We start from the raw sequence: 23,144 nt of genomic DNA on the forward strand, positions 1-23,144 counted from the left end.
TTAGAACTTGGCTTCCAGGTCTACCTGCAGGGTGTCGACGTCAGCATTGCTGTTCGGCAGCTGCGACAGGTCGGTCTTGGCCATCAGGTAGGCAGCACCCAGGGAGAAGTTCTTGTCGATTTCGTAACCGACCTTGAACTTATGACCGCGCGAACCGGTGTAGCCGTTGCCGAAGTCCGAATCGGTGAACAGGCTGACCACCGCGTTACGCTGCACATCGCGGTAGTTGTAATCCAGGCTCCAGGCACCCATTTTGGTTTTCAGGCCAGCCAGCCAGGCCTGATCTTCGCCGTCGGTGCTGTCGGTGTTCTTCACGTACTGGCCATAGGCCGACAGCGGAATCGCCAACCCAGTGAAGTCGATCTGGCCAAAGCCTTCCACCAGATTGAACTCGTTGGTGGTGTTGCCGAACGACTGCAGGATGGCTGCTTCCTTGTCGTTGTCGTAACCATAGATGCTGGCACCCACGGTGAGCTTGAGTACGTCGGCCGGCGCGAACTTGGCGCCCAACTGGCCGTGGTAAACCTGTGCATCGTGCTTGTACTGGACGCCGTCACCATCGACGTTGTCCTTCAAGGTGTACTGACCGGCGCTGGCAAACACTTCGGCCCCGCCCAGGTCAGCCTTGTAGGTGGCCGCCACACCTTCCGGGTTGATGTCGCTATCCCAGATGATGTCGCCCATGCTCACCCAAGGCTGTTGCATCTTGCCGCCAATCAGGTGCAGGTTAGGGACTGCAGTCGGGTGCCAGTCGAGGTAGGCCAGGTCGACCCACAGCGACTTCTTGTCGAAGTAGTTGTCGAAGCTCTGGTTGGTCGAACGTCGGTCAGCGCTGCTGCCAGTGGCGATACGAACCCCAGCGTCAACCTGCGGGTTGATCTCGCTGTAGAAGCCGACACGGGCACGTACTCGCTGGCGGTCCTGGTTGCCGCTGCTGCTGTTCGGATCGTCGACGTTGACGTCTTCGTAACGCAGGCGCACGTCACCCTTGATCTGGGTCTTGGCGGCCCATGCCACTTTTTGTTCAAAGGAGCTCATACGTTCGGACTGAGCTTTCTGGTCGGCCTTTTCCTTGGTTTCTTTTGCCAGGTCGCCCTGCAGTTCGTTGTACTGCGCCTGGTTGATCGAGCCATTGGCGCGGAGCATTTCGAGCAGCTTGGCGTCGACAGCAGCACTGGCCGGGGCACTCAGGGCCAGCATCATGCCGGTGAGGCTTACTCCGGTAAGTGTGGAAACAAGACGCATAAGGTTCTCCCTACTGAAAAAAATGGGGGAGGCTCAAGCGCCTGCCCCTGCGTTGGCATGTCTTCGGAAAGGGCCTGAATAGACAGGTTCTAGGGTTCCGGAAAACAGGCGCAAGTATTGCGGGGGCCAATGACAGATTAATGTCTGATTAGTGGCACTGTTGTTAAGTAATTGAGAATTAAAGGGCCCACCCGGCGTTCGTCATTTGAGCGACGGGCCTTCCTTGGGGATACTGACGGTCTTCAGAGAGCGAGCCGAAAACGTGACCAGCCTGTACAGCCTTGCCCACCTGCGTGATCTGCCGACGGCCACCTGGGATGCCCTTGTGCCAGCCGGCCAACCCTTCCTGCGCCATGCTTTTCTCAGTGCAATGGAGGACAGCGGCAGCGTGGCGCGCAACACTGGCTGGGCCGCCGAGCACCTGGTGCTGGAGCGAGGCGGGCAGGTGCGGGCGCTGTTGCCCGCGTACCGCAAATGGCACTCGTTTGGCGAGTATGTGTTCGATCATGGTTGGGCCGATGCGTGTGAGCGGGCCGGTATCGCCTACTACCCAAAACTGCTTGGCGCTGTGCCGTTCAGTCCGGTCAGCGGCCCACGGCTGCTGGCGGCCGATCCGGCTGACGGCTTGTTGATGCTGCAGGCCCTGCCGGAGTATCTGGGCAAGGGTGGGCTGTCCGGAGCGCACATCAACTTCACCGACCCGGCGCTGGACGCGCAGTTGGCGGGCCTGCCTGGGTGGATGGAACGCCTGGGTTGCCAGTTTCACTGGCAAAACCGGGGGTATCGCGACTTCCAGGACTTTCTCGACAGCCTCAGCTCGCGCAAGCGCAAGCAGATGCGCAAGGAGCGCGAGCAGGTGGCGGGGCAGGGTATCGACTTCCGCTGGTACCGCGGTGATGAACTGGACGAGGCACAGTGGGACTTCGTCTTTCTGTGCTATGCCAACACCTATGCGGTGCGCCGTCGTGCCCCCTACCTGACGCGCGATTTTTTCAGCCTGCTGGCCGAGCGCATGCCCGAGGCGGTGCGCGTGGTGATGGCCCGCCAGGGTGGTCGAGATGTGGCCATGGCCTTGAGCCTGGTGGGGGGCGATAGCCTGTTTGGCCGCTACTGGGGCTGCCTGGATGAGTTCGACCGGCTGCATTTCGAGACGTGTTTCTACCAGGGCATGGACTTTGCCATTGCCGAGGGTTACCAGCGTTTCGATGCCGGGGCACAGGGCGAGCACAAATTGATACGCGGGTTCGAGCCGGTGTTGACGCGGTCGTGGCATTACCTGCTGCACCCAGGGTTGCGGCGGGCGGTGGAGGATTTTCTGCTGCAGGAACGGGAAGGGGTCAAGGGGTATGCCGAGGAGGCGCGGGGGATGTTGCCCTACCGCCGGGACTGAGAGATCTGTGTTGCCTGTGCCGGCCTTTTCGCGGGTAAACCCGCTCCTACAACGATAGCGAACCTGTGTAGGAGCGGGTTTACCCGCGAAAAGGCCGCGCAGGTGTCAATCGACCCCGACAAAGCCTCCGGTCTGGTGGTGCCACAACCGGGCATACAGCCCTTGCTGCTCCAGCAACTCACTGTGGCTGCCACTTTCGACAATCCGCCCCTTGTCCAGCACCACCAGCCGGTCCATACGGGCAATGGTGGAAAGCCGGTGGGCAATGGCGATTACCGTCTTGCCCTGCATCAGCGTCTCCAGGCTTTCCTGGATCGCCGCTTCCACTTCCGAATCCAGCGCCGAGGTGGCCTCGTCCATGATCAGGATCGGCGCGTTCTTCAGCAGCACCCGTGCAATGGCGATACGCTGACGCTGGCCACCCGACAGCTTGACCCCGCGTTCGCCCACATGGGCATCGAAACCGGTGCGGCCCTGGGCATCCGAAAGCTGTGGGATGAACTCGTCAGCCCGCGCGCGGCGCACAGCTTCGTGCAGTTCTGCATCGCTGGCACCGGGCCGGCCGTACAGCAGGTTTTCGCGGATCGAACGGTGCAGCAGCGAGGTATCCTGGGTGATCATGCCGATCTGTGCACGCAGGCTGGCCTGGCTCACCTTGGCAATGTCCTGGCCGTCGATGAGGATGCGCCCACCCTGCACGTCGTACAGGCGCAACAGCAGGTTGACCAGGGTCGACTTGCCTGCCCCGGACGGGCCGATCAAACCGATTTTCTCGCCCGGGCGGATGTCCAGGTTGAGCCCTTCTATGACATTGGTGGCCTTGCCGTAATGGAAGTCGACCTCATCGAAACGCACCGCGCCGCGGCTGACCTTCAGTGCCGGCGCATTGGGCAGGTCGGTGACGGTGACTGGCTGGGCGATGGTCTGCAGGCCGTCCTGCACCATGCCGATGTTCTCGAAGATGCCGTTGACCACCCACATGATCCAGCCCGACATGTTGACGATGCGGATCACCAGGCCAGTGGCCAGGGCGATGGCACCCACGGTGATCAGCGATTGGCTCCACAGCCACAGGGCAAGGCCGGTGGTGGCGACCACCAGCAGGCCATTGAGGGTGGTGATGACCACGTCCATGCTGGTGATCACCCGGGAGGCCAGCTGGGTTTTCTCGGTCTGCTCGCGGATTGCCTCACGCGCGTACTGCTGTTCGTAGTCGGTATGGGCAAACAGCTTCAGCGTTGCGATGTTGGTGTAGCCGTCGACGATACGCCCCATCAGCTTGGAACGTGCGTCCGAAGACACCACCGAGCGCTCCTTGACCCGTGGCACGAAGTAGAACAGCGCGGCAATGTAGCTGATGATCCACGCCAGCAGCGGCAGCATCAGGCGCCAGTCGGCCTCGGCGAACAGCACCAGCGAGGTGATGGCGTAGATCAGCACATGCCATAGCGCGTCCACCGCCTGCACGGCGGAATCGCGCAGCGAGTTGCCGGTCTGCATGATGCGCTGGGCAATACGCCCGGCGAAGTCGCTCTGAAAGAAGTTCAGGCTCTGCTTTAGCACATAGGTATGGTTTTGCCAGCGGATCAGGCTGGTCATGCCGGGGTTGATGGTCTGGTGCACCAGTAGGTCGTGCAGGCCGAAGAACAACGGCCGCAGCAGCAGAATCACCACCAGCATCCAGATCAGCTCGCCGCTGTGCTCGCTGAAGAAGTTGGCATTGGGCGTACCCTGGGCCAGGTCGATGATGCGGCTGAGGTAGCTGAACATCGCCACCTCGATCAGCGAGGCGACCAGGCCGACCACCAGCAGGGCCACGAAGCTGGGCCACACCTGGCGCAGGTAATACAGGTAGAACGGCCACACCGTGCTCGGGGGGGCTTCGCTCGGTGCCTCGCGGAAAATATCGATCAGTCTTTCGAAACGGCGGTACAGCATGGGCGACAACACTCCTGTTCGTCCGACCTTCAGGCGGTTTCACATCCTTGTGAAGCCTGCGGTCAGTCGATACGTTTGGCGGACTTGATATAGACCGGATCGGCCGGTACGTCGCGCATGCCTTTTTTGATGGTGGTCGGCGAGTTGACGATCTGATCGACCACTTCCATGCCTTTGGTCACCTTGCCGAATACGGCATAACCGGCGTCGCGGCCTGGGTTGAGGAAGTCGTTGTCGGCGACGTTGATGAAGAACTGGCTGGTGGCCGAGTTCGGGTTGGACGTGCGCGCCATCGACAGGGTGCCGCGGGTGTTCTGCAGGCCGTTGCTGGCCTCGTTCTTGATCGGGGCCTGGGTATCTTTTTGCACCATCTGGTCAGTGAACCCACCGCCCTGGACCATGAACCCCGGGATCACGCGGTGGAAGATGGTGTTGTTGTAGAAGCCGCTGTCGACGTACTCCAGGAAGTTCTTGGTACTGAGCGGTGCCTTCTCGGCGTTCAGCTCGATTTCGACCTGGCCGAAGCTGGTGTCCAGCAGGACGTGCGGGGTCTTGTCGGACGCCATGACACTGGTGGCAAAGGCGACCGAGCAGGCGGTGAGCAGGAGTTTTTTCAGCATGGGCTCAAAGATCCTTGAGAGGTGGAAGCGGCTGCGAGGAACTGCAGCAGGGTCTGGTTGAAGACCTCGGGTTGATCGAGGGGTGTAGCGTGCCGGGAATCGTCGACGACGACCAGCCTGGCGTTGGGTATGAGGGCGACATAGCGCTGTTTCAGTTGTATCGGCGTGTAATCGTGGTCGGCGGCGATCACCAGGGTAGGACAGTGAATCTGCCCGATGCGTTCCTGCACGCCCCAGTCGACGATGGCGTCGAAGCTTTTCAGGTAGGCGCGCTTGTCGTTGCGCGCCCAGCGCTGGGCCATCTTCTGTCGCAGGTCTGCTTGTTGTGGTTTGGGGAACAGCCGCTCGGCCAGCCCCTTGCCGACGGTTTCGACACTGAGGATGCGCGCCAGGCTCCAGCGCTTGAGCCACCACGCCCAGTCACTGCGGGTGCGGCGCTTGACCTCAGGGGCGCTGTTGACGATGCACAGGCTGCGCAACCATTGAGGGTGGTCGACGGCAAACTGGAAGCCGACCATGCCGCCCATGGACAAGCCGACGAAGTGCACCGGGCCTGTGTGCAAGTGTTCGAGCAGGGCCAGCAGGTCGGCACTGAAGGTGGCGATCTGGTAACCGTCAGCGGGTTTGTCGGAGCGACCGTGGCCGCGGATGTCCATGAGTATCACCCGGTAGTGGCGGCTGAACAGCGGCACCTGCAACTCCCAGTCCTGGCAGCTGGAGCCCAGGCCGTGCAGCAACACCAGGGGTTCGCCCTGGCCATATTCCTCGTAATGCAGTGTGCATCCTTCGTGTTCGAAATAGGCCATGGGCGCGGTCCTCTCAGGCTTGTGGGGGGGCTGCGAAGGGCACGTCCAGTGGCGCGGTGTCGAAATTGCGCAGCAGGTCGATGAGAATCTGCGTGGCCGGGCCCAGGGTCTTCTCTTTGCTCGAGTAAAGGTAGAACAGTGGGTGGCGGCTGCCACCCTGATCCAGCGGCAATGGCTTGAGCACGCCTTCGCGCAGTTCGCGCTCGATCATGTGACGGGGCAGCCAGGCAAAACCCAGGCCGCTGCTGACGAAGGTGGCGGCGGTGCCCAGGCTGCCGACGGTCCAGCGCTGCTCGGCGCCCAGCCAGCCGACGTCGCGCGGTTGGGCGCGGCCAGAGTCGCGGATCACCACCTGCAGCTGGCTTTCCAGGTCCTGGAAGGTCAGTTCGCGTCCCAGGCGGTGCAGGCTGTGCTCGGGGTGGGCGACGGCGATGAACTCCACTGCGCTCAATTCGGCGCCCAGGTAGCCGCCGATGCTGTAGCTGCTGATGGCCAGGTCGGCGATGCCTTCGTGCATCACTTCCTCCACGCCAGACAGCACTTCTTCACGCAGGCGTACCCGGCAGCCGCGGCTTTGTGGCATGAATGCAGCCAGCGCGCGTACCAGACGGGCGCTGGGGTAGGCGGCATCGACCACCAGGCGCACCTCGGCTTCCCAGCCTTGTTCCATGTGGTGGGCCAGGTCTTCGAGCTGGCTGGCCTGCTTGACCAGGTGGCGCGAGCGGCGCAGCAGCACATTGCCGGCCTCGGTCAGCACCGCCTTGCGGCCATCGATGCGCAACAGCGGGACGCCCAGTTGCTCCTGCATGCGGGCCACGGTGTAGCTGACCGATGACTGCGAGCGGTGCAAGGCCTCGGCGGCCTGGGCAAACCCGCCGTGATCGACCACTGCTTGCAGGGTTCGCCACTGGTCAAGGGTTACGCGCGGCGCTTTCATCTTTCGCTCCTGTTGTCCTAAGCTGCGCTCTTTCAAGGAGAGCGGCCCATGAAGAAATGTTGTGCGGCAATACTGATGTGCCTGCCCCTCGGGGCCATGGCTTATCCCATCGATGTGGAGAAGGAGCTGACCGGGGTCAAGCTCGACTACACCGCCTATGACACGGCCTATGACATTGGCGCCATCACCCTCAACAACTATGGGCAGGTCCCGGCTGCATGCAAGGTGACCTTCCGCAATGGCCCGGAGGCACCGCGGGTACGCCGTGTGAACGTACCGGCAGGTAAAAGCGTCGATGTCACTGCCAAATTCAATCGGCAAATCATCAAACTGCGGATCGCCTTGAACTGCACTGCGGAATAAACTGATTAATCGATAGATTGGACCCACTTTTTACGCTTTTTTATCGATAGGTCAAGCCTTAATCTCACCTCCATCGAATCGCACCCTTTTTGCCGATGGAGGCATCCCATGTCCCGTGTACTGATCATCGAAAGCAGCGCCCGCCAGCAGGATTCCGTTTCCCGTCAGCTGACCAAAGATTTCATCCAGCAATGGCAGGCTGCCCACCCGGCCGATCAGATCACTGTGCGCGACCTGGCAGTAAGCCCGGTACCCCACCTGGACGCGAACCTGCTGGGCGGCTGGATGAAACCCGAAGAACAGCGCAGCGCCGCCGAACTGGAGGCCCTGGCCCGTTCCAACGAACTGACGGATGAGTTGTTGGCTGCCGACGTGCTGGTAATGGCTGCGCCCATGTACAACTTCACCATCCCCAGCACCCTGAAAGCCTGGCTGGACCATGTGCTGCGTGCCGGCATCACCTTCAAATACACCCCGACCGGCCCGCAAGGCCTGCTGACCGGCAAGCGCGCCATCGTCCTGACTGCCCGCGGCGGCATCCATGCGGGTGCCAGCAGTGACCATCAGGAACCGTACCTGCGCCAGGTCATGGCTTTCATCGGCATCCACGATGTCGACTTCATCCATGCCGAAGGCCTGAACATGAGCGGCGAGTTCCACGAGAAGGGCGTCAACCAGGCCAAGGCCAAGCTGGCGGCGGTGGCCTGAGGGTTCACGAATTCCCAAACCTGACACCTGTTTTTGCTCCTTTGGGTGTACCTGCCCGGCTTGTATGGCCGGGCTTTTTTTATGCCTGGGGTTTTTAGGTCGCCAGTGCCGGCCTTTTCGCGGGTAAACCCGCTCCTACAAAGGCCATTGCAGATAACTGCGCGCAGGCGAGCCGCGAAGAGGCCGGTACAGCCCCTACATTCCTCATGGTTGAACTCATTCGCTGCAACCCGCTAAGGTCGCGGCCTTGATTCACGAGAGGCAACCATGGGCTACCTGATAATCGTCGCGCTGATCCAGGCGTTTTCCTTCAGCTTGATCGGCGAGTACCTGGCCGGGCACGTCGACAGCTATTTCGCAGTGCTCGCCAGGGTGCTGCTGGCCGGCCTGGTGTTCCTGCCGCTGACCCGCTGGCGCCAGGTCGAGCCACGCTTCATGCGTTCCATGCTGCTGATTGGCGCGCTGCAGTACGGCATCACCTATGTCTGCCTGTACCTGAGCTTCCGCGTGCTTACCGTACCGGAGGTGCTGCTGTTCACGATCCTCACGCCGCTACACGTGACCTTGATCGAAGATGCCCTGAACCGGCGCTTCAACGCTTGGGCGCTAGTGGCCGCGCTGGTCGCCGTGGCCGGTGCTGCCGTGATCCGCTTCGACAGCATCAGCGGCGAGTTTTTCATCGGCTTCCTGCTGCTGCAACTGGCCAACTTCACCTACGCTGCCGGCCAGGTGCTGTACCGTCACCTGGTCGCTCGCCACCCCAGCGACCTGCCACACTACGCCCGCTTCGGTTACTTCTACCTCGGTGCCTTGCTGGTGGTGCTGCCGGCCTTCCTGCTGTTCGGCAATACCCAGCACTTGCCGAGCACTGACGTGCAATGGCTGGTGCTGTTGTTCCTGGGGCTGTGTCCGACGGCGCTGGGGCTGTACTGGTGGAACAAAGGTGCATGTCTGGTTTCTGGCGGTACGCTGGCGGTGATGAACAACCTGCATGTGCCGGTGGGGCTGCTGCTGAACCTGTTGATCTGGAACCAGCACGAGCCGCTGGGGCGGCTGTTCATCGGCGGGGGGATCATCCTGGCGTCGGTGTGGCTGAGCCGCCTGGGTGGGCGCGCACAGGCGCCGCTGGCCGGCAAGGCCTGACTCGCCCTTTGATCCGGGGGCTGCAGGGCAGCCCCGGCAATCTCAAGCCTCACTCATATCTTCAATGCGACGCGGCATCGGCTCTGCCGCCGTGCGCCCGGCCAACCCCACGCGCATGTCATTGCCACTCGGCTGCTGATACAGGCTCAAGCCGAACTCCGGCAACACCGCCAGCAGGTAGTCGAAGATATCCCCCTGGATCCGTTCGTAATCCGCCCATACCGTGGTGGTGGTGAAGCAGTAGATCTCCAGCGGCACGCCTTCGGCGGTGGCCTGCATCTGCCGCACCATGCAGGTCATGTTCGGGTGCACGTTGGGGTGGTTCTTCAGATAGGCCAGGGCAAACGCGCGGAAGGTGCCGATGTTGGTCAGCTTGCGGCGGTTGGCCGACAGGTCCGCCACCGGCCCCAGCGCCTCGTTCCAGTTTTGCAGTTCCTGGCGCTTGCCCGCCAGGTAGTCACTCAGTAGCTGCACCTGGCTCAGGCGCTGTTCTTCTTCGCGGGTGAGGAAGCGCACGCCGGTTGCGTCGATGAACAGGCTGCGCTTGATGCGCCGGCCACCGGACTGCTGCATGCCGCGGTAATTGCGGAATGACTCGCTCATCAGGCGCCAGGTGGGGATGGAAACGAGGGTCTTGTCGAAGTTCTGCACTTTCACCGTGTGCAAGGTGATGTCCACCACGTCGCCATCGGCGCCTACCTGCGGCATTTCGATCCAGTCCCCGACATGCAGCATGTCGTTGCTGGTCAGTTGCACGCTGGCGACGAATGACAGCAGGGTGTCCTTGTACACCAACAGCAGTACCGCCGACATCGCACCCAAGCCGGACAGCAGCAACAGCGGCGAGCGGTCGATCAGGGTGGCGACGATGATGATCGAGGCGAAGATCCACAACATCATCTTGGCCAGTTGCACGTAGCCCTTGATCGAGCGGGTGCGGGCGTGTTCGGTGCGGGCATAGATGTCGAGCAGGGCATCCAGCAGGCATGACAGCGCCATGGTCATGAACAACAGGGTAAAGGCCAGGGCGACATTGCCAAGGAAGTGCTGAGCGGTGTCGGACAGCTCAGGCACCAGCTTCAGGCCGAACTGCAGCACCAGGGACGGGGTTGTTTGCGCCAGGCGGTGGAACACCTTGTTGTGGCGCAGGTCGTCCAGCCACTTCAGCGCAGGCTGGCGGGCCAGCAGGCGCGCGCCGTGCAGTATCAGGAAGCGCGCCAGGCGGCCGACTACCAGGGAGATGAGCAGCAGTACCGCCAGACCGATGGCGGCGTGCAGCATGGGATGTTGGTCGAGGGTGCCCCACAGGTCGAGGGAGTCACGCCAGATTCGTTGGATATCCATGGGCTTGCGTACAGTCTTGTTGCGAAACGAAGCCGTATTAGAGCGCGGATAGCGACAAAGTTGCCAAAAGAAATTCGGCTAAGGCTGCAGAAAACGTTACCCTATGCAACTGAATTTCCCGCACTTGTCTGAGGTTACCTCCGTGTTCTCCCAATTCGCCCTGCATGAACGCCTGCTTAAAGCCGTGGCCGAGCTTAAATTTGTCGAGCCAACCCCGGTGCAGGCCGCGGCCATCCCCCTGGCCCTGCAAGGGCGGGATCTGCGTGTGACTGCGCAGACCGGCAGCGGCAAGACGGCGGCCTTCGTACTGCCACTGCTCAACCGTCTGGTCGACCTCAGCGGTCCGCGTGTCGAGATTCGCGCGTTGATCCTGCTGCCGACCCGTGAGCTGGCCCAGCAAACCCTCAAGCAGGTGCAGCTGTTCTCGCAGTTCACCTACATCAAGTCGGGCCTGGTGACTGGCGGCGAAGACTTCAAGGAACAGGCCGCCATGCTGCGCAAGGTGCCCGACGTGCTGATCGGCACCCCGGGTCGCCTGCTCGAGCAGCTCAATGCCGGCAACCTCGACCTGTCCCACGTGCAGGTCCTGATCCTGGACGAAGCCGACCGCATGCTCGACATGGGCTTTGCCGAAGACATGGAGCGCCTGTGCAAAGAGTGCGAGAACCGCGAGCAGACCCTGTTGTTCTCGGCTACCACCGGTGGCGCAGCCCTGCGCGACATCATCGGCAAGGTGCTGAAAGACCCTGAACACCTGATGCTCAACAGTGTCTCGCAACTGGCTGAAGGCACCCGCCAGCAGATCATCACCGCCGACCACGACCAGCATAAAGAGCAGATCGCGCAGTGGTTGCTGGCCAACGAAACCTTCGACAAGGCGATCATCTTCACCAACACCCGCGCCATGGCCGACCGCATCTACGGTCACCTGGTGGCCAAGGACGTGAAGGCTTTCGTGCTGCATGGCGAAAAGGACCAGAAGGACCGCAAGCTGGCCATCGAGCGCTTCAAGCAGGGCAGCTCCAAAGTGCTGGTGGCGACCGACGTGGCAGCCCGTGGCCTGGATATCGACGGCCTGGAGCTGGTGATCAACTTCGACATGCCACGCAGCGGTGACGAGTACGTACACCGTGTGGGCCGTACCGGCCGTGCCGGTGGCGAAGGTCTGGCGATCTCGCTGATCACCCACAACGACTGGAACCTGATGTCGAGCATCGAGCGCTACCTCAAGCAGCAGTTCGAGCGCCGGGTCATCAAGGAAGTGAAGGGCACCTACAACGGGCCGAAGAAGGTCAAGGCCTCGGGCAAGGCGGCCGGCAGCAAGAAGAAAAAGGTCGAGAAGAAGACCGGCGACAAGAAAGCTGCCGCCAAGCGCAAGCCTACTGCCAAGCCGAAGGCCAACGCGCCTCTGGCCAGTGCAGATGGCCTGGCGCCACTGAAGAAGCGCAAGCCTGCTGCTGAATAAGACTCACGCAGGCCCTTTGCAGAAGCGACACAAGCTTGCTTCTGCGAAGGGCGTGCGCAGGCGACGAACCATCACTCCGCCTTTTTCTCTGCCTGCTTCAACTCCTTGATCCGCTGGTCGATCAGCTGACACTTGTCGGGCAAGTCCTTGCTCGCCGTCCCCAGATCCATCCCCTGAAGCTCATCATTGATCTCCTTGGCCTTTTGCGGGTTCTGCTCAGTCAACTGAGTGACCAGCCCGGCCAGCTCCTCACGTTTTTGCGTTGCTTCTTCAGGTGTGCAGGCCCAAGCGGGCAGGGCGCAAAGCAGGGCAGCGGCACAGGCTATGGGCAGTAGCGGTTTCATCCTTCCAACCTCCGGCGGTGGTGATGCCCGGTGGAGGGCTGTGGGGGTAGGGAAGTTCAGGGCTTGCGACCGATGGAAGATTTCTTTGGTGGCGGTAGTCCGTTTCTGAAACGCTCCCGTATCCCTCCAGCGCCGTTGAGCAGCACGCTACATCGCTCTAGTCTCGAAGGAAAAGAGGGGGTATTGTATGTACAGCTGTAAATACAGGTCGTCCCATGTTCTTTGAATGGGACGAAGGGAAAAACCAGAGCAATATCCGCAAGCACGGCATCGACTTTGCCGACGTTCCTGACATGTTCAACCATCCCATGCTGATCCGGCGTGATGAGGATGTGGAATGTGCTGAAGAACGTTGGGTCAGCCTAGGATGGCTAAAGGCGCTGATAGGTGTCGTCGTGTACACGGAGAGGCGGGGTGAGGTGATACGCATCATTTCTGCAAGAAAAGCCACCAAACGGGAGGCCAGGTACTATGACCAAATCATCGAGAACTGACTGGAGCCGCCTGGCCCGACAGGACGACAAGGATATCGACACATCAGATATCCCTGAACTGGACCAGGACTTTTTCCGCCAGGCCGAGCTGCGCGTTCCCGCCAAGCAGACGGTGACCATTCGACTGGACTCAGATGTCCTCGCCTGGTTCAAGGAGCAGGGCAGCGGCTACCAGACCCGCATCAATCAGTTGCTGCGCCAATACATGCAAGCGCAACAACGCCAGCGCTAAGCGCTTCGGAACGCTTGGCAACCTTGGCGGGTCCCAACCTGTGTACCCCTTTCGTCCACAGCAGGAGCCCGTAGCCATGAGCATCGCCTACGACTGGGACCTGATCGAACGCTTGCTGCACGAAGTGCAGAACGGCGCCGGTCACAGCTTCACGCCCCGCCCTTATGCCGAGCAGCATGCTGCTGCACTGGCCGCCAAGGGTGAGCCAGTGGGTGACGTGGATCACCTGAAAACCCGTGCATGCGAGTATGAAAAGCTGCTATTTGAGCGCGGATTCATTGAATGCCGGCCTGAAGAGGACGGCGGCAATGGCGAAAACTTCGTCCTGACCGAACGCGGCTCGCGCTTGATGAGCCTGATCGACAGCAGCATCCCCGGCTTCGAGCACCCGCGCCAGGTGCTGGATGAGCAGGAAGATGCGCTGGACGAAACGACGTTCGAACAGGTATCTGCGAAGGCACAGATTGCTTGAGGTCGTTTTAAGGCTGGCAAGTGCAGCGTTCAAAACCCGATAATCGGTAGCTTCTGAACGCTGCCGAGCCTTGCCCATGCCTACGACCACCCCAGAGGCCCGCTTATGAGCGCGGTCCGCAAGAACCCTGACGCCTTTGCCTTCCAGGTAATGCTGGGCCTTTGCCTGATCTGGGGCTGCCAGCAGGTACTGATCAAGACCGCCGCCGCAGACATTGCTCCGGTGATGCAGGCAGCACTGCGCAATGGCATTGCCGCTGTGCTGGTAGGCCTGATGCTGTGCTGGCGGGGTGGCTGGGAGCAGGTCGGCACCACCTGGCGCGCAGGGTTGGTGGCGGGCGGGCTGTTCGGGGTGGAGTTTCTGTTCATTGCCGAAGGGCTGAAACTGACCTCGGCGGCGCACATGTCGGTGTTCCTCTATACCGCGCCGGTATTTACCGCCTTGGGCCTGCATTTTCGTCTACCCAGTGAACGCTTGCGGCTGCTGCAGTGGCTGGGCATTCTGCTGGCCTTCGGCGGCATTGCCATGGCCTTTGCCGGTGGCACTTCGTTCGAGCACATGGACAGCCGCACCTTGCTGGGAGATGCCTTTGGCGTGATCGCCGGGCTGGCCTGGGGCGCGACCACGGTGGTGGTGCGTTGTTCACGGCTATCGGAGGCGCCGGCGACCTTGACCCTGTTCTATCAGCTGGCGGTCGGTTTTGCCGGGCTGCTGCTGATCGCCCTGCTCAGCGGGCAGATCGGCGCGGTGTCGCTGACGCCGCTGGCGATGGGCAGTGTATTGTTCCAGGGGATTGTGGTGTCGTTCATCAGCTACCTCACCTGGTTCTGGTTGCTGCGCAAATACCTGGCGTCGAACCTCGCGGTGTTTTCCTTCATTACCCCGTTGTTTGGGGTGACCTTTGGCGTTTTGCTGCTGGATGAGCCGCTCAGTGCGAATTTCGTGGTGGGCGCGTTGATGGTGTTGCTGGGTGTGATCCTGGTAAGTGCCGAGCCTTGGGTGAAACAACAATTGCGGCGGTTGGTAGGGTGATGTGTTGCCTCTACCGGCCCCTTCGCGGGCAAGCCGCGCCTGCACAGCCGTTGTAGGCGCGGGCTTGCCCGCGAAGGGGCCGGTACAGACTGCATCGCCTCAGGATGCAGCCTTGGCCTGACAGGCGCTTCCCTGCTGTGCGTTACCCGGCAACTGGACCAGTACGCCAGCCACCGCCAACCCGCCCGCCGCCAGCATCAATGCCGGTTGCAGCCCGCCACTGTAATGGCTGCTGAGCGCCGCCAGCAGCGGCCCACTCAACTGCCCCAAGGCAAAGCACGCGGTCAGCAGCCCGGCATTGCGCTGTGTGGCATGTGGCGCCAACTCGCGCGAGCGCTGCATGACCAGTTGCATGCAGGCCAGGAACGGCCCGCCACACAGCGCAACACCCAGCACCAGCCCGATACCCCCACCCATCAGGCAGGCCAGCACACCCAGCCCTTGCAACCACAGGGTGGTGGTCAACCAGGTCGAGGTGCGGCCACCACGGCGCACGCTCACCAGCAAAACGCCCAGCGCCGCCGCCAGGCCAAACGCCGGCCAGAACAGGTCAGCCAGCCACTGCCCGCGAAACTGCTGATTGGCCATCTGTGACAGAAAGGTGGCTGGCAGGATGTAGCCCATGCCATACAAGCCATACACCAACCCCAGGCGGCCAATGCCGACACTGCGCGTCGGGCCTTGTCGCACTGGCGGCTGAGCCGGTGCCGCTTGCAGTGCCCGTGGCAACCACGGCCGCACGGCCAGCAGCATCACCAAGGCAGCCACGGCATAGATCAGCCACAGTGCAGCCGAGCCCAACCCCTGCACATGCGCGGCCAGTGCCAGTAGCCCGGTCACGGCAATACCCAGGCCGGGTCCGGCGAAAACCAGCGCTCCCAGGCGCTGGCGGTTGTGGGCAGTGGCTACTTGCTGGCTGAGGCTGGTGATCATCACCAGCACCCAGGCGCTGGCTACGCCTGTGCCGAAGCGCAGCAGCAGGTGGCCCCAAAAGCCGTTGGCAGCCCAGGAGGCCAGGGTCAGCAGCACACACAGCCACAGCCCCCCGTGCAGGCGCAGCCGTACCTGGCCTGGCGAGCGGGCGAACATGGCGTCCACCGCACCCACGAAATAGCCCAGGTAATTGGCCGCCGCGACCAGCCCGGCGACTGTCAGGTCGAACTGGCCTTCGGCAATCAGTTGTGGCAGTTGCGGGGTGAGGGCGAAACGACCGATGCCCATGGCCATCATCAGCGCCACGGCGCTGGCGAGCAGTTGAATGAGTGGCGACATGACAGGTCTCCTGCGCGGATGTAAGTGATGGCTGGCAGGTTAGGGTGCTTTTATTTTCAATAAAATTGAATAATGATGATCAAGTTGTTCTGTTTTGGAGAATGCCGTGGAATTCAGCCAACTGCGTATCTTTCAGGCCGTGGCCGAGGAAGGCTCGGTTACCCGCGCCGCAGAGCGCCTGCACCGGGTGCCATCAAACCTCTCCACGCGCCTGCGCCAACTCGAGGAGCAACTGGGCGTCGAACTGTTCCTGCGCGAACGTCAGCGCCTGCAACTGTCGCCAGCAGGCAAGGTGCTGCTGGACTATGCCAACCGTATGTCCGCCTTGCGCGACGAAGCGCTGGGCGCCGTGCGTGGCGGTCAGCCGGCTGGGGACTTCGTGCTGGGGACCATGTACAGCACGGCGGCGACCCACTTGCCGGCGTTGCTGGCGCGCTATCACCAGGCTTACCCGCAGGTGAACCTGCAAGTGCGTGCAGCACCCAGCGGCGAGTTGCTTGAAGGGCTGTTGAACCACTCCCTGGATGCTGCTCTTGTGGACGGGCCACCGAGCCTTGCCGGGTTGGATGGCGTGCCGCTGTGCGATGAGCAACTGGTACTGATCACCAGCCCCGAGCACCCGGCGGTCCTCACCGCCAAGGACGTGGCGGGCAAGGCGGTGTTCACCTTCCGCCAGGGCTGCTCGTACCGCATGCGCCTGGAGGCCTGGTATGCCCATGCCCATACGCCGATGGGGCGGGTGATGGAGATCGAGTCGTACCAGAGCATGCTGGCCTGTGTGATCGCGGGTGCGGGTGTGGCGATGATGGCCCAGTCGATGCTCGACAGCCTGCCTGGACGTGATCGGGTGAGGGTGCACCCGCTGCAGGCACCTTTCGATCAGGCGGTCACCTGGCTGATGTGGCGCCAGGGTATGCGCGGGGCTAATCTGCAGGCATGGATCGACCTGCAACAAAGCGAAACGATTAACCAGTCGTCGGAATGCGCCGCCACGGCTTGATCCGAGTCAAAATCGCCCTTATCTGTAGGAACAGAGGCATGCGTAATACAGGACATAGGGCTATGATCTGTATGAAACATTGCAGGATTGATTTGCCGTGAGGCTGACCCGTCAAGGGGGCATTATGAATAAACCACTGTCAAACTGGCTCCACGACCTGGCCGTCGCCTTGGGGCTGATTCCACCACCCTTGCAGCCGGTGCCGATCCCGACTGATGAAGAGCAGCGCAAACGTCAACCGCGTCGGCGCTGATTAACGACAAAGGCCGCTTCACCCAGGTGGGTGCAGCGGCCTTTTTGTGTCTGCTGATTGTCTATTGCGTGTACTGGCCCTTTCGCGCGTGCAAGCCCGCTACAAACGAAAGGGCCGGTACAGCAGTCAGGCCAGCTTCACCGCCGCCACCGACTTGCGCGACACCAGGCTCACGCCCACAAAGCTCACCAGCCCTACTGCCAGGCTGTAGTAGATCGGGGTATTGGCCTCCAGCCCGTCCAGGAACATGAACAGCAGGGCGGTGGCAAAGCCCAGCGACATGCTGGCAATCGCGCCTGCAGTGGTCGCACGCTTCCAGAAGATCGCCCCGATCAGCGGGATCAGCATGCCGCCGACCAGCAGGTTGTAAGCCAGGGTCAGGGCGTTGATCACATCATTCACCATCAGCGCGATGCCCAGCACCACCAGGCCGGTGAGCAGGGTGAACAGGCGGCTGGTGCCCAGGCTCGACTGCTTGCCGCCACGCAGCTTGGGCAGCAGGTCTTCGGTCACGGTGGTCGAGGCAGCCAGCAGACCGGCGCTGGCGGTGGACATCATGGCCGCCAGGGCCGCGGCCATCAGCAGGCCACGAATGCCATCGGGCAGGGTGGTTTTGATCATCTCGGCAAAGGCGTTGTTCGGGTTGGCCAGGTCGGGCATCAGCACATGCGCAGCCATGCCGATCGCCGCACAGGCCAGGCCATACAGCACGCAATACACACCGGCGGTGGTGCCGGCTCGCTGACAGACCTTTTCGTCACGGGCGGTGAACACTCGCTGCCAGATGTCCTGGCCGATGAGGATGCCGAAGAAGTAGATCAGGAAGTAAGTGATGATGGTGTCCCAGCCAATGGTAGTCAGCTGGAAGCTGGCCGCTGGCAGTTTGGCCACCAGGGTGTCCCAACCACCGGCCTTGTACAGGCACACTGGCAGCAGGATGAACATCAGGCCGACGGTCTTGATCACGAACTGGACGATATCGGTCAGGGTCAGCGACCACATACCGCCGATGGTCGAGTACAGCACTACCACGCCGCCGCCGAGCATCAGCGAAGCCCAGAACGGCAGGTCCAGCAGCACCTGCAGGACGGTGGCCATGGCCAGGGTCGAGGTGACCCCGATCATCAGCGCGTAAGCCAGCATGATGACGGCGCTGGCCTGGCGTGCGGTGGGGTTGTAGCGCTGTTCCAGTACCTGGGTCACGGTGAAGATGCGCAGGCGCAGCAGCGGTTTGGCGAGGAACAGGTTGATGGCGATGATGCCCAGGCCCAGGGCTGCGCACAGCCAGAAGCCGGAAATGCCGTGGACGTAGCCCAGGCGCACGGTGCCGACGGTGGAAGCGCCACCGAGTACGGTGGTGGCCATGGTGCCCATGTACAGCACCGGGCCGAGGTTGCGCCCGGCTACCAGGTAGTCTTCATGGGTTTTCGCGCGGCGCATGCCATACCAGCCAAGCCCGAGCATGCCGGCGGTGTAGATCATTACAACAATGATGTCCAAGGCCATTGGGGGTCTCCCGATTATCTTTATTATGGCGAGATCGACCGCGCGGGCGTTTGCACGGCGCCCGGCGGTCTTTTCTTGTGTTGGCGGGCCTCAGTGGCCCTCCCTCATGGCTCCTGCCGGGGTAGAGCGGTATTAGCGACGCACCACGCCAGGTAGCACGCAGAGCATCTCGAACAGCAGGTTGGCACCGAGCAGCGAGGTGTTGCCGGTGGTGTCGTAAGGCGGGGAGACTTCGACAAGGTCACAGCCGATCAGGTCCAGGCCGTGGCAGCCGCGAATGATCTCCATCGCCTGGATGGTGGTCAAGCCGCCGATCTCCGGGGTTCCGGTACCGGGCGCCCAGGCCGGGTCGATGCCATCGATGTCGAAAGACAGGTAAACCGGGCCACCGCCGACTTTTTCCCGCACTTCGGCCATCAGTGGCTCCAGTGACTTGTGCCAGCACTCTTCGGCCTGGACCACGCGGAAGCCCTGGCGACGGCTCCAGTTGAAGTCATCGGCGGTGTAGCCCTGGGCGCGCAGGCCGATCTGCACCACGCGGTCACAGTCGAGCAGGCCTTCTTCCACGGCGCGGCGGAAGGTGGTGCCGTGGGCGATCTTCTCGCCGAACATGTGGTCGTTGACGTCGGCGTGGGCATCGATGTGTACCAGGCCGATCTTGCCGTGTTTCTTGTGCAGCGCACGCAGGATCGGCAGGGTGATGGTGTGATCGCCCCCCAGGGTCATGGGGATGACGTTGTGCTCGACGATCTCGTCATACGCTTCTTCGATGATGCGCACGGCGTCCAGCAGATTGAAGGTGTTGATTGCCACATCGCCGATATCGGCGACCGACAGCGAGTCGAACGGGGCGGCACCGGTCGCCATGTTGTACGGGCGGATCATCACCGATTCGGCGCGGATCTGCCGCGGGCCGAAGCGGGTGCCGGAGCGTAGCGAGGTACCGATATCCAGCGGTACGCCAATGAAGGCGGCATCCAGGCCTTCGGCGCTTTGCAGGTGGGGGAGGCGGAGCATGGTGGCGATGCCGCCGAAACGCGGCATTTCGTTGCCGCCCAGTGGTTGGTGGAGAGTCTTGTCCACGGTGGGCCTCATCAGTCGGTCGATTGTTGTGTTTGTTCGAACCTGTGCCGCCGCGCGCCATTCACGTGTGGTTTGCCGGCGGGCAGGGACATTTCGGCCAAGTCTGCTCAAGGGAGTACCGGGGAAGAATCGCTACCGACAAATACTTAGTTCAGGATTTTCTGAACTAAAGGCGGTAGAGCAGTTAGACTGCGCGCACATACCCTTGTGGAACCGTTGCACCATGGCCTCGACCTTGCCCGACCTGAAACTGCTGCGCATCTTCATCAGCGTGGTGCGCCACCAGGGCTTTGCCAACGCCCAGCGCGAGCTGAACCTGTCGACCTCGGCCATCAGTACCTACATGAGCCAGCTGGAGGGCGCCTTGGGTATCGTGTTGTGCCACCGGGGTCGGGGTGGCTTCAGCCTGACCAGCAAGGGCGAGCTGTTCCATCAGGAAACCCTGCGCCTGCTGGCCGAGCTGGACGGTTTCGAGCAGTATGCCGCCGCCCTCAAGGGCGAACTGCGTGGCACCCTCAACCTTGGCGTGATCGACTCCACGGTCGGTGACCGCGCCTTGCCGCTGGCCGAAGCCATCGGTGCCTACAGCCAGGAGCACCCGGCGGTGCACCTGCACCTGTCGGTGTCCAGCCCCTACGAGCTGCAATTAGGTGTGCAGGACAACCGCCTGGACCTGGCCATCGGCGCGTTTTCTTCGCGGATGAGCGGCCTGCTCTACCAGCCGTTGTACCGCGAACAGCACTGGCTGTACTGCAGCAGCCGCCACCCGTTGTATGCCGAGCGGCGCATTCCCGAGCAGGTGGTGACCCAGCAGCGCATGGTCGGCCGTGGTTATTGGAGCCAGGCCGAACTGGCCCGGCATGGCTTCAAGCACAGTGCGGCGACGGTTGAAAGCATGGAGGCGCAGCTGATCCTGATCCTTTCCGGAGCCTATATCGGCTACTTGCCTGAACACTACGCCCAGGCCTGGGTCGACAAAGGTGACTTGCGTGTACTGTCGCCGTCGACCTTTGGTTACCAGGCCCCGTTCTCGCTGATCATTCGCCGCGGGCGCAGCCGCGAACCGCTGATCCAGACCTTCCGTGACCTGCTGAAAAGCCAGCTCAACGTGGGCTGAGATGCGACGCATTCATGCATTCCGTCGGGAGCGGGTTAAATTCCGGTAAACGCTGGCCGCTAACCTGATAGCGCTCTGCTACATATCAACTTGCGCTGATGATTTCCCCTTATTTCATCCTGCAAGGATCGCCCAAGATGCGCATGAATTTGCCCGTCACTGAGCACGAAAGAACCTTCCCCGGCGATCAACGCCTTATTTCCACGACTGACCTCGGCAGCCGAATCACCTACTGCAACGACGCCTTTGTGGCAATCAGCGGCTTTACCTACGACGAGCTGGTCGGCCAACCGCACAACCTGGTGCGCCACCCGGACATGCCGCCTGCGGTGTTTGGCCACATGTGGGAGACCATCAAGCAGGGCAAACCTTGGATGGGCATCGTCAAGAACCGGGCGAAGAACGGCGATTACTATTGGGTAAGCGCCTATGTCACGGCGATCTACGAACAAGGCCGGATCAGTGGCTACGAGTCGGTGCGCTCGGTGCCCACGCGCGAGCAGATCCGCCGTGCCGAGGCACTGTATGCGCGTTTGCGTGATGGTCGCGGCCCAGTGCCGTGGGCTGCTCGCCTGGGGCACGGCCTGGGCCATGGCTGGCCACTGATCGGCGCAGGCCTGCTGTCGGCGGCGGGTTACCTTTGGTTGCCCCCCTATGCGGCGCTCGCGGTGCTGATGGCAAGTCTGCTGCTGGCTTGGTACTGGGTCGAGCACCGGCAGAACCAGGCCATTCGCCGCACGTTGGCTGAGCATCCCAAGGCCTTTACCAGTCCGTTGGTGGCGCTGACCTACAGCGACAACCCAGGCTTGCAGGGCCAGCTCGACCTGGCCATCATCAGCGAAGAAGCCCGCCTGCAAACGGCCCTGACCCGGCTGGTGGATGCCGGTGTCGGGGTAAAGTCGCGGGCGGCGCAATCTTCCGACTTGTCCGATGCCCAGGCGCAGATGCTCGACCGGCAGCGCAGCGAGACTGACCAGTCCGCCACCGCCATCGCGCAGATGGCGGCGACCATCCAGCAGGTCACCCACAACGTGCAAAGTACGGCACACGCGGCAAGTGATGCCGACCAGCTGGCGCAGCAGGGCAGCGAGCTGGCCCTGAAGAGCCTGCAAGCCATGGGCAGCATGAGCGACGCGGTCAATGACATTGGTCAGGCGGTCAACGCCTTGGCCGAGCAGACCCAGTCGATTGGCAGCGTGGTCGACGTGATCACTTCGATTGCCGAGCAGACCAACCTGCTGGCGCTTAACGCCGCCATTGAAGCGGCGCGCGCCGGTGAGCAAGGACGCGGGTTCGCCGTGGTGGCTGATGAGGTGCGGTCGTTGGCGCAGCGTACCCGCGCGTCGACCGAAGAGATCCACCATATCATCGCCTCGTTGAGGGCCGGGGCGGAGCGAGCGGTGAGCACTGCCAGCCGGGGCGAGCAGATTTCCCGGGACAGTGTGCACAGTGTCGAGGCGGTGCAGGCGGCGCTGAGCGGGATTGCCGTGGCGGTCAGCCGCATCACCGGCATGAGCCAGCAGATGGCCACGGCATCGGAGCAACAGAGCCATGTGGCTGAAGACATCAACCAGCAGATCGTGAGGATTGCCCAACTTTGCGACCAGAGTGCCGGGCAAGCCAGGCAAGGCGCGGAAATCAGCCAGGACCTCGAGCGCATGGCGGAGTACCTGCATAGCCTGGCGGAAAGGTTCAACCGTTGAAATCGCGGGGCCCGCAAAGCGGGCCCCTGTTATGTGGCAAACTGTCCCCGCCAAGGAGACCGCCATGCCCAGACCCCGCTGCGAGCGCTGCCAGCGCCCGCTCGACCATTGCCTATGCCCACTGATCCCCGCGCTCGACAGCCGCACCCGTGTGATCCTGCTGCAGCACCCCAGTGAAACTGCCCATGCCCTGAACACGGCGCGCCTGGCTGCCCTTGGCCTGAACAATGCCGAGTTGCGGATTGGAGAGGTGTTCGATGACCTGCATGACCTGCTCGCCACCCCCGGATACCACCCGGTGCTGCTGTTCCCGGGTGATGACGCCCAGGTGCTGACAGCTTATGGCGAGGCGGGCGACAAACCTTTGCTGCTGATCGTGCCCGACGGCACCTGGCGCAAGGCGCGCAAACTGCTGTACCTGAACCCATTGCTGGGGGGGCTGCCACGGGTGACGCTGGGGCAGGTGGCCGCTTCACGCTATCGGTTGCGCAAAGCGCCGGAGGCGGGAGCATTGTCGACGATCGAGGCGGTGGTCGGGGCATTGAACACGCTGGAGCAACCGGCCTGCTTCGATGCACTGCTGGCGCCGTTCGAGGCGTTGATCGAGGGGCAGATCAGGGCCATGGGCGTAGAGACTTTTCAGCGTAATCATGGCCGCGAATGAGGGTTGGGGGCTG

The 23,144-nt window shown here is 62.2% G+C and carries 24 protein-coding genes; 14 read left to right on the forward strand and 10 right to left on the reverse strand.

Annotated features, from left to right (window positions below; all coding sequences use genetic code 11):
• Nucleotides 1-1,245: a putative porin gene (locus tag LMH93_RS06965; RefSeq protein WP_003254615.1), complete on the reverse strand. Its 1,245-nt coding sequence runs from the start codon at nt 1,243-1,245 to the stop codon at nt 1-3.
• A 262-nt stretch (nt 1,246-1,507) separates the two neighbouring features.
• Between LMH93_RS06965 and LMH93_RS06970 the strand changes: the two genes are divergently transcribed.
• Nucleotides 1,508-2,635, forward strand: a complete 1,128-nt coding sequence (locus LMH93_RS06970) for a GNAT family N-acetyltransferase (RefSeq protein ID WP_004576866.1) — start codon at nt 1,508-1,510, stop codon at nt 2,633-2,635.
• Nucleotides 2,636-2,740: 105 nt separating this feature from the next.
• On the opposite strand, the gene LMH93_RS06975 is transcribed toward LMH93_RS06970, so the two are convergent.
• The 4 genes from LMH93_RS06975 to LMH93_RS06990 all read right to left on the reverse strand — a co-directional run bounded on the left by LMH93_RS06975 (nt 2,741) and on the right by LMH93_RS06990 (nt 6,936).
• Nucleotides 2,741-4,573: an ABC transporter ATP-binding protein gene (locus tag LMH93_RS06975; protein WP_230064949.1), complete on the reverse strand. Its 1,833-nt coding sequence runs from the start codon at nt 4,571-4,573 to the stop codon at nt 2,741-2,743.
• A gap of 62 nt (nt 4,574-4,635) precedes the next feature.
• On the reverse strand, nt 4,636-5,193 hold the full coding sequence (locus LMH93_RS06980) for a peptidylprolyl isomerase (protein ID WP_230064950.1): 558 nt from the start codon (nt 5,191-5,193) through the stop codon (nt 4,636-4,638).
• Nucleotides 5,187-5,999 (reverse strand): alpha/beta fold hydrolase, encoded by an 813-nt coding sequence (locus LMH93_RS06985; RefSeq protein ID WP_003254611.1) that lies wholly within the window; start codon nt 5,997-5,999, stop codon nt 5,187-5,189. Before LMH93_RS06985 ends, LMH93_RS06980 begins: the two co-directional genes overlap by 7 nt.
• 13 nt (nt 6,000-6,012) lie before the next feature.
• Complete coding sequence (locus tag LMH93_RS06990; RefSeq protein ID WP_003254610.1) at nt 6,013-6,936, reverse strand: LysR family transcriptional regulator; 924 nt, start codon at nt 6,934-6,936, stop codon at nt 6,013-6,015.
• A 48-nt stretch (nt 6,937-6,984) separates the two neighbouring features.
• On the opposite strand from LMH93_RS06990, the gene LMH93_RS06995 reads away from it, so the two are divergent.
• The 3 genes from LMH93_RS06995 (at nt 6,985) to LMH93_RS07005 (ending at nt 9,150) form a co-directional block, all read left to right on the forward strand.
• Nucleotides 6,985-7,299 (forward strand): hypothetical protein, encoded by a 315-nt coding sequence (locus tag LMH93_RS06995; protein WP_003254609.1) that lies wholly within the window; start codon nt 6,985-6,987, stop codon nt 7,297-7,299.
• Nucleotides 7,300-7,407: 108 nt separating this feature from the next.
• The gene (locus LMH93_RS07000; protein ID WP_003254608.1) at nt 7,408-8,007 is read left to right on the forward strand and encodes an FMN-dependent NADH-azoreductase; all 600 of its coding nucleotides are present in this window, start codon (nt 7,408-7,410) and stop codon (nt 8,005-8,007) included.
• A gap of 267 nt (nt 8,008-8,274) precedes the next feature.
• Nucleotides 8,275-9,150, forward strand: a complete 876-nt coding sequence (locus LMH93_RS07005) for a carboxylate/amino acid/amine transporter (protein WP_003254607.1) — start codon at nt 8,275-8,277, stop codon at nt 9,148-9,150.
• A gap of 42 nt (nt 9,151-9,192) precedes the next feature.
• On the opposite strand, the gene LMH93_RS07010 is transcribed toward LMH93_RS07005, so the two are convergent.
• Nucleotides 9,193-10,494, reverse strand: a complete 1,302-nt coding sequence (locus LMH93_RS07010) for a mechanosensitive ion channel family protein (protein WP_230064951.1) — start codon at nt 10,492-10,494, stop codon at nt 9,193-9,195.
• Between the two features lie 103 nt (nt 10,495-10,597).
• Between LMH93_RS07010 and LMH93_RS07015 the strand changes: the two genes are divergently transcribed.
• Entirely contained in the window at nt 10,598-11,959 is a 1,362-nt protein-coding gene (locus LMH93_RS07015; RefSeq protein WP_230064952.1) for a DEAD/DEAH box helicase, read from the forward strand.
• Nucleotides 11,960-12,030: 71 nt separating this feature from the next.
• On the opposite strand, the gene LMH93_RS07020 is transcribed toward LMH93_RS07015, so the two are convergent.
• A complete protein-coding gene (locus tag LMH93_RS07020; RefSeq protein WP_003254599.1) occupies nt 12,031-12,303 on the reverse strand; it encodes a hypothetical protein in 273 nt (90 codons plus the stop codon).
• A gap of 215 nt (nt 12,304-12,518) precedes the next feature.
• On the opposite strand from LMH93_RS07020, the gene LMH93_RS07025 reads away from it, so the two are divergent.
• The 4 genes from LMH93_RS07025 (at nt 12,519) to LMH93_RS07040 (ending at nt 14,533) form a co-directional block, all read left to right on the forward strand.
• On the forward strand, nt 12,519-12,797 hold the full coding sequence (locus tag LMH93_RS07025; RefSeq protein WP_010955211.1) for a BrnT family toxin: 279 nt from the start codon (nt 12,519-12,521) through the stop codon (nt 12,795-12,797).
• The gene (locus tag LMH93_RS07030) at nt 12,775-13,029 is read left to right on the forward strand and encodes a BrnA antitoxin family protein (protein ID WP_004576871.1); all 255 of its coding nucleotides are present in this window, start codon (nt 12,775-12,777) and stop codon (nt 13,027-13,029) included. The genes LMH93_RS07025 and LMH93_RS07030 overlap by 23 nt, the downstream gene beginning before the upstream one ends.
• 76 nt (nt 13,030-13,105) lie before the next feature.
• Nucleotides 13,106-13,501, forward strand: a complete 396-nt coding sequence (locus LMH93_RS07035) for a hypothetical protein (RefSeq protein ID WP_003254595.1) — start codon at nt 13,106-13,108, stop codon at nt 13,499-13,501.
• Between the two features lie 105 nt (nt 13,502-13,606).
• Complete coding sequence (locus LMH93_RS07040) at nt 13,607-14,533, forward strand: DMT family transporter (RefSeq protein WP_004576872.1); 927 nt, start codon at nt 13,607-13,609, stop codon at nt 14,531-14,533.
• Nucleotides 14,534-14,632: 99 nt separating this feature from the next.
• On the opposite strand, the gene LMH93_RS07045 is transcribed toward LMH93_RS07040, so the two are convergent.
• The gene (locus LMH93_RS07045) at nt 14,633-15,805 is read right to left on the reverse strand and encodes an MFS transporter (protein WP_108192208.1); all 1,173 of its coding nucleotides are present in this window, start codon (nt 15,803-15,805) and stop codon (nt 14,633-14,635) included.
• Nucleotides 15,806-15,911: 106 nt separating this feature from the next.
• Here LMH93_RS07045 and ptrR point away from each other — a divergent pair, with 106 nt between their 5' ends.
• Nucleotides 15,912-16,805 (forward strand): putrescine utilization regulator PtrR, encoded by an 894-nt coding sequence (gene ptrR, locus LMH93_RS07050; protein ID WP_003254589.1) that lies wholly within the window; start codon nt 15,912-15,914, stop codon nt 16,803-16,805.
• 124 nt (nt 16,806-16,929) lie between these two features.
• On the forward strand, nt 16,930-17,058 hold the full coding sequence (locus LMH93_RS29635; RefSeq protein WP_009683677.1) for a PA1414 family protein: 129 nt from the start codon (nt 16,930-16,932) through the stop codon (nt 17,056-17,058).
• Nucleotides 17,059-17,184: 126 nt separating this feature from the next.
• Here LMH93_RS29635 and LMH93_RS07055 read toward each other — a convergent pair whose 3' ends face one another.
• Nucleotides 17,185-18,564, reverse strand: coding sequence for a sodium:solute symporter (locus LMH93_RS07055; RefSeq protein WP_012051556.1), 1,380 nt, complete (start codon nt 18,562-18,564; stop codon nt 17,185-17,187).
• A gap of 132 nt (nt 18,565-18,696) precedes the next feature.
• The gene (gene speB, locus LMH93_RS07060) at nt 18,697-19,647 is read right to left on the reverse strand and encodes an agmatinase (RefSeq protein ID WP_003254586.1); all 951 of its coding nucleotides are present in this window, start codon (nt 19,645-19,647) and stop codon (nt 18,697-18,699) included.
• A gap of 223 nt (nt 19,648-19,870) precedes the next feature.
• Here speB and LMH93_RS07065 point away from each other — a divergent pair, with 223 nt between their 5' ends.
• From LMH93_RS07065 to LMH93_RS07075, 3 genes are all read left to right on the forward strand, one after another.
• Nucleotides 19,871-20,764, forward strand: coding sequence for a LysR family transcriptional regulator (locus tag LMH93_RS07065; protein WP_003254585.1), 894 nt, complete (start codon nt 19,871-19,873; stop codon nt 20,762-20,764).
• A gap of 137 nt (nt 20,765-20,901) precedes the next feature.
• A complete protein-coding gene (locus LMH93_RS07070; protein WP_060538487.1) occupies nt 20,902-22,467 on the forward strand; it encodes a methyl-accepting chemotaxis protein in 1,566 nt (521 codons plus the stop codon).
• A 64-nt stretch (nt 22,468-22,531) separates the two neighbouring features.
• Nucleotides 22,532-23,131: a tRNA-uridine aminocarboxypropyltransferase gene (locus LMH93_RS07075; RefSeq protein WP_003254580.1), complete on the forward strand. Its 600-nt coding sequence runs from the start codon at nt 22,532-22,534 to the stop codon at nt 23,129-23,131.
• Nucleotides 23,132-23,144 lie beyond the last annotated feature (13 nt).

The sequence above is a fragment of the Pseudomonas sp. CIP-10 genome, from assembly GCF_020911845.1.
GTDB lineage: Bacteria > Pseudomonadota > Gammaproteobacteria > Pseudomonadales > Pseudomonadaceae > Aquipseudomonas > Aquipseudomonas alloputida.